At 46.2% G+C, this 5,757-nt stretch carries 6 protein-coding genes; 2 read left to right on the top strand and 4 right to left on the bottom strand.

Features of this window, described 5'->3' with window-relative positions; all coding sequences use genetic code 11:
* A partial coding sequence (locus ACESLU_RS10560) for an AI-2E family transporter (RefSeq protein WP_372638615.1) occupies positions 1 to 815 on the bottom strand: 815 nt, incomplete at its 3' end.
* A gap of 393 nt (positions 816 to 1,208) precedes the next feature.
* Between ACESLU_RS10560 and ACESLU_RS10565 the strand changes: the two genes are divergently transcribed.
* The gene (locus tag ACESLU_RS10565) at positions 1,209 to 1,859 is read left to right on the top strand and encodes an EcsC family protein (RefSeq protein WP_372638616.1); all 651 of its coding nucleotides are present in this window, start codon (positions 1,209 to 1,211) and stop codon (positions 1,857 to 1,859) included.
* Between the two features lie 181 nt (positions 1,860 to 2,040).
* Positions 2,041 to 2,187: an MgtC/SapB family protein gene (locus ACESLU_RS10570; protein WP_372638617.1), complete on the top strand. Its 147-nt coding sequence runs from the start codon at positions 2,041 to 2,043 to the stop codon at positions 2,185 to 2,187.
* 153 nt (positions 2,188 to 2,340) lie between these two features.
* Here the strand turns inward: ACESLU_RS10570 and ACESLU_RS10575 are convergent, their stop codons facing one another.
* The 3 genes from ACESLU_RS10575 to ACESLU_RS10585 all read right to left on the bottom strand — a co-directional run.
* The gene (locus ACESLU_RS10575; protein ID WP_372638618.1) at positions 2,341 to 3,225 is read right to left on the bottom strand and encodes a MerR family transcriptional regulator; all 885 of its coding nucleotides are present in this window, start codon (positions 3,223 to 3,225) and stop codon (positions 2,341 to 2,343) included.
* A 225-nt stretch (positions 3,226 to 3,450) separates the two neighbouring features.
* The gene (locus ACESLU_RS10580; protein ID WP_372638619.1) at positions 3,451 to 4,314 is read right to left on the bottom strand and encodes a fasciclin domain-containing protein; all 864 of its coding nucleotides are present in this window, start codon (positions 4,312 to 4,314) and stop codon (positions 3,451 to 3,453) included.
* Positions 4,315 to 5,130: 816 nt separating this feature from the next.
* The coding region (locus tag ACESLU_RS10585) for an FG-GAP repeat domain-containing protein (protein ID WP_372638620.1) at positions 5,131 to 5,757 on the bottom strand (627 nt) is incomplete at its 5' end.

Genomic DNA, 5,757 nt, shown 5'->3' on the forward strand with positions numbered 1-5,757 from the left:
ATAAGCAAAACAGGCACCGCAGCAATGATAGGGCCTAAATTGGGAATAAAGGTCATGAAAGCGGTAAAGGCTCCCAATAACAGGGCGTACGGCACCCCCAGCAGCCACAGCCCCAGGGTGGCCAGCGTACCCAGTATAAGCATCGAACAGATTTGCCCGACCATCCACCACTGCATGGTCAGCGCAATCTCGTTCATAATATCAACCACTCTTTTGCGCCGGGCCTTCGGGAACATACGGAGAAAGCCCTGGGTGTAGAGCGTGGGTTCAGCCGCAATATATATAGCAATCACGAAGACCAGAACCAGGGCTGCTGAAATCGCGGCGAGGGTGGAGAGATAGCCCAGGATACTCTTGGTCATGTCGTAATCTTCACCGGTACCCTCGGTTTCATCCTCAAAAAAATCAGTGACACTGGGATTTTCCCGGGCCAGTTCACGTCCCCACCGAAACTGGGAGATATATTCCTTGGTCATCTCCCAGGTTTCAGGGATTTGCCTGTAAAAGGTATCTGCCTGATCCACGATACGGGGGCCCAGCACATAAGATATACTTGTAACCGTAGCCAGAAAGATAACAAGAACCAGGGCCAAGGAGATACCCTGGCTAAAATGCAGCTTCTGGTGGATAAAGTCGCGGGCAGCCCGAAAGATAGTACCCAGTAATACGCCGGCAAAAATAACAAGGAGTGTATCGATAGCCCGGCCTACAAACATAACCAACAGCGTTACAGCCAGTGCTATGAGAACAAAAATGAGCACCTTCTTTAAAAAGGAATAGGCAGAGTCGTCTTCACTGTTATCCTGGCTCTCCATCAGGGGTATCCGTTGGTAATTTTATAATTAATGATTACTCAGATCAATACCTTACAGACCGATAGGGGTCGCAAAAAGCGTGACAGATCCCGTCAAATTTTGCTCGTAAAGTTATGCAACTTACGAGAACCGGCCTGTAGCAATTTTAATACATTCCTTGTGACAAAAACAAGTGAAAACATGCCCTGGTGCCGTGGACCATAATGTTTTTCAAAAAAGGGAATGTTCCACGGAGTAAACATGTAATGGAAAATTGAAAAAAGGTTTCAAGCTTCACTTTTATGTAGAACAAAACCGGATAGTTGCAGCTTATTATATGCTTTCAGACAGGACCCGCTCAAAGTAGTAATGATTGATCAGGGTCGCTTTTCATTTTCACTTAATTACAGGATTATGCTGATAAATTTAAAAGATTCGCTGATCGATATAAATCCGCAGGATGTGCTTCAGGAAGCTCGCGATCGCGGCATGGAAATAGAAACGGTGGAAGATTTCCGCGATCAGGCGGATAATTATGATCGCATTGAAGAGCTCATGGAGGGATACCGCCTTTCCCACGCCCGATGGAGCTCGGTCGGAGGCCTTACCACCGGTATCGGAGGGTTCTCCACCGCCGTTACCTTTGCCACGCTTGACACCGCCTCGCTGGCTATTCAATTGTACCGGCTGGCCCAGCAGTTTGCCGTCCTCAACGGCTTTGACGGGCGCGATCCACTTCAAAAGGATACCATGATGAATATTTACTTCGAGGCCCTCGCTATTAACGGCGTTGCCCAGGCCACCCTGAAGTATCAACTCCTGAGGGCCAGTACGGTTGCGGGATCCCGAGAGGTTGCCGACAATTTTATACTGAAAGTGATTGCAAAAATTGGCAAAGTATTCGGCAAGCGCATTTCTTCCAAGCAGGCCGGACGGCTTGTGCCGGTGATCGGGGGATTAGTGGGCGCGTCGGCCAATTATACATTTGCCCGAAAAACCAGCAAATCCATGAAGGACGCGTACAAACGTGCCTATTTTGAGACCTGGCACGACGAGGAAGTGTAATACCACAGACTACAGCGGTTTCATTGTTTATGGTATGTGAATAGTCGGTAATTCATATAAATTCTTATGGGAAAAGTTTGCGGTATGGCGAACTTGGAACATCAGATCACGGGTGCTTACCTCTTTCGGAGCAGTACTTATTTGGCTGAAATTAATTTAAACAACTCTAATAGAAAATAATATGGATTTATATTTGACCTGGGATCCGATCGTTAAAGTGTTATTGGCCATGGTGCTGGGCGGACTTATGGGCCTGGAACGAGAATTAGCCAAAAAGCCGGCGGGTCTTCGCACGCATATGCTGGTAGCGGGTGGTTCTTCAACGTAGGCCTGCGGCTTGAGGTAAATCGGAATCAGTGAAGGAAAGATTCAATTTTTTCTTGCTTTATCTTTTGGACTGTTCGTTAAAATCAGTCAAATCCGCCTATGATTGATACTTTGGATATGATGGCATTTGATTTTACGTAAAGATAGTCAGCCGCTATGATGCCAGTTTTTGTTCGAGATGTTCAACTGATTGTAGCCATATAATACTTTTTCCTGTATCCAGTTGGCTGATTAACTCACGGTTGCCCGACAAGTATATCTTATTATCAGGAAAGTTGTCTTTTAGCTGATCAAGGTACTCACGGCTATTTTCAGGCAAATCGTTATGCACTAAAAAAAACAGCAGGCGATCGGATTCTGTATCTACCACCGCTTCTTTGAGCAGCTGCAACGGGACATTGGCACCGAGATATATCGCTTTTTGCCCGGAACGGCGAATAAGATAATGGGCAAACAACAGCCCCAGCTCGTGAAATTCATTTTCGGGAAGGAACAGGAGCCATTTATTCGTCTCCGGTTTAGCGGGAGGCAGCGAATCAATAGCCGTCAGCAGTTTCTGCCTGAGCAGATTACTTAAAAAATGTTCCTGAACCGGCGGCAAACGGTCACTCGTCCACATCAATCCCAGACGTACCATCACAGGGTACATGACCCTGCTATAGGCATCTGTGAGTCCGTATCGCAGCAGGCAGTGAGAAAATACCTTTTCAAAATATAATTCGTCATAGCTCATTCCGGCTGCTATAAGCTGCGAAATAAAATATTCATCCGTTTGGTCGTTCGTCGTTTTTTCCTGCTTTTTTAAAACCAGTTCATTCAGTTTTTCATCCGGCATCGCACCCAGTTCCCCCAGCTTATAACCGGCATTTTTGAGACTTACGATATTCAGCAGCCTGCGCAGTTGTGCGTTGCTGTAATATCTTGTGTTGCCCTCCGACCGATTCGGTTTCAGGGCACCATACCGTTGTTCCCACATCCGGATAGTATGCGGTTTAATACCGGAGAATTGCGATATCTGAGATATTGAAAAAGATTCCATGTTTATAATTTAATATATATTTTTAAACAGTACAATTCACATTGTATTTGTTTCGCAGGTTATATTTTGTCAACGATATCCATTCGATCAAATTAAAAAACGATGAAGTGTTATCTGATTCAGAGCGCTTGTTTGTGATGTAATCCTACTTATAAAAAAAGCCACGCCCCGGGATACAAGGCGTGGCTAAATAATGGGGACATCTTATGCGAGTCATTCCTGAGACTAGCCTGGCATAAGCACCCCGTCAATGATATGGACCACACCGTTGGTACCTTCCAGGTCGGCCTGGGTTACCTGGTAGGTATTGCCTTGCTGGTCGGTCAGCGAAACCGTGTTATCACTTGCAACTTCGATAGTCAGCTCATCTCCATTAACCGTAGTAACGGTTTGCGAGGAGGCAAGGTCCCCGGACAAGACCTTGCTGTCCAGCACATGATAGGTCAGCACGTCCTGCAGCTGCTGCTGGGAAAGGCCCGACAGGTCGAGTCCTTCGAACGATGCGTTATTGGGCGCAAAGACTGTAAAGGGTCCCTCGCCCTGCAGGGTGGAAGCTAAGTTCGCTTGTCCGACCGCCCCTTCCAGGGTTTGCAGGTCATATCGTTTGGCTACAATACCCACCATATCCAGGTAACTATCAGGGAGGACTACCTGGTCGATGGCGTGGATGACGCCATTGGAGGCCTCCACATCAGCTATAACAACCGACGCGTTATCGTTCACCATGACGTCGCCACCGGTGGCTGTTATAAAAAGCTCGCCTCCGGCAGATGCTTCCACCGATTGCTCAGCCTGCAGGTCGCCGGCCATAACCACTGATCCGGCCACCACGTGATAGCTCAGGATTTCGGTCAGCTGTTCATTGGACAGGCTTTCCAGCAGGCCCTCCGGCAGCGCCTGGAATGCTGCATTGGTAGGGGCAAAAACGGTAAATGGTCCGTTGCCCTGCAAGGTAGAGGCCAGGCCGGCATCGGTAACGGCCGACACCAGGGTGCTGAAATCATCATTGGACTGGGCCACTTCGACAATGTTGCCAGGCCCTTCCGGGGCCGTTAGCCCGTCATCGTCATTGGCACAAGCCGATAACATGGTGAATGCCAATAGAACGATAAAGGTTGTGATCGCTGGAGTTTTTCTCCATATAGAGAATTGTTGTGTTCTGATTTTCATAAGAAATAGGATTGGATTAGGATGTATGTTATTTAATTTTGTTTAAATATATTTTATAAAATTTAAACAACTTGACTATATATACACCAATAATCCCGGAATAGTTCCCGTCGATTGCCAACGCACCTATTTTGAAATCTGCCACGATGAGGAGACGCAAATTTAGCTTCTATGACTGAGTACCTGAAATCGATACTGAACGCCTTTCAAGATCTTCTTTTCAGTATTCACCCCGGATGGCAAAGTAGAAGATTACATAGCCACGAATCATGAGGATGAGTTAATTCTGCCCAAGGAGGCATTTATAGGAAAGTATCACGGGAAAGAGCACTTTTTCGGTGGACAGTGAGCCCGGCCAAGGAAGTACGTTCACCTTTACACTGGCGGCGGGAAATTCCCGTTGATGAGAAAATTGAGGCAAATAAAGAAGAAAACTTTATCTGTATATAAGTATGCAGCTAATCAATATTGGTGAGGCCTTAAAACGTATTGACAAGATCACCAGTCAAAAATTGTTAAAGCAGTATTCACAGATTGAATGGAAAAAAGTAATTGACTAAAGAAGATATTAAGCATGCAGGAATTTCAGCTTGGTGATCGGATTACCACTCTCGCTGTAATTTCGATTACTGCATTGCCATCTTCCTATGATTGTCTATTACGTTTCGTCTCAACACATATGCAAATACAGATTAAAAATATCTGTTAGGTCAAGATTCCATAGAATTAGTTTTCTTATCTTAAATTCTGTAGGCAATCAGCATGTTCTCGACCGTCATTGGCATTTTTTTCCCAGCGCTTCCATATTTTAGAACAAATATCAGGATTCCCGTCACCATCCACGTCGCCGACAAGAGCATCATGACCGCCGAGCCTTTCCTCAAAAATAACCCGCTCAACAAATTCAGGCTCATCTTCTTTACCGATGTTTTCCCAGATAAACCATCTTGGCGGTGCTCCCTCAGGTAAAATAGTCGGATCTTCTTGCTCAACTGCAAATATATCCAGAAGTCCATCTCCATTAAAATCCGCTATTTGCAGCGAATGGAATGAGCCTCGTATACCAGATGCTTTCTGAGGGAGGAAGTGTGTCTCAAAGGTAGGTGGCTGTCCTCCTTTATTTTCCAGCCATGCCCCCTGGGAATCCTGTTGGTCGCCATCAATCATCACAATATCACTGCGACCATCATCATTCAGATCTACAATCCAGCTTCGACCAGAAAGCCCCCAAGGTCCTCGCTTACTTGCAAAGGGCAAGCTGTGAGACTCCCATTCAGTACCTCCATTTATATTCTCCAGCCAACGATCAGGCAACACGATATCTGCATATCCATCACTATTCAGATCTCCGACACCATTGGG

This window comes from Fodinibius sp., assembly GCF_041642155.1.
Classification (GTDB): domain Bacteria; phylum Bacteroidota; class Rhodothermia; order Balneolales; family Balneolaceae; genus Fodinibius.

What these genes read in the sequence shown, in the direction of transcription:
- ACESLU_RS10565 (WP_372638616.1), top strand. Translation starts at nt 1,209, where the DNA reads ATGCTGATAAATTTAAAAGATTCGCTGATCGATATAAATCCGCAGGAT.
- ACESLU_RS10570 (WP_372638617.1), top strand. Translation starts at nt 2,041, where the DNA reads ATGGATTTATATTTGACCTGGGATCCGATCGTTAAAGTGTTATTGGCC.
- ACESLU_RS10575 (WP_372638618.1), bottom strand. Translation starts at nt 3,225, where the DNA reads ATGGAATCTTTTTCAATATCTCAGATATCGCAATTCTCCGGTATTAAA.
- ACESLU_RS10580 (WP_372638619.1), bottom strand. Translation starts at nt 4,314, where the DNA reads ATGTTATCGGCTTGTGCCAATGACGATGACGGGCTAACGGCCCCGGAA.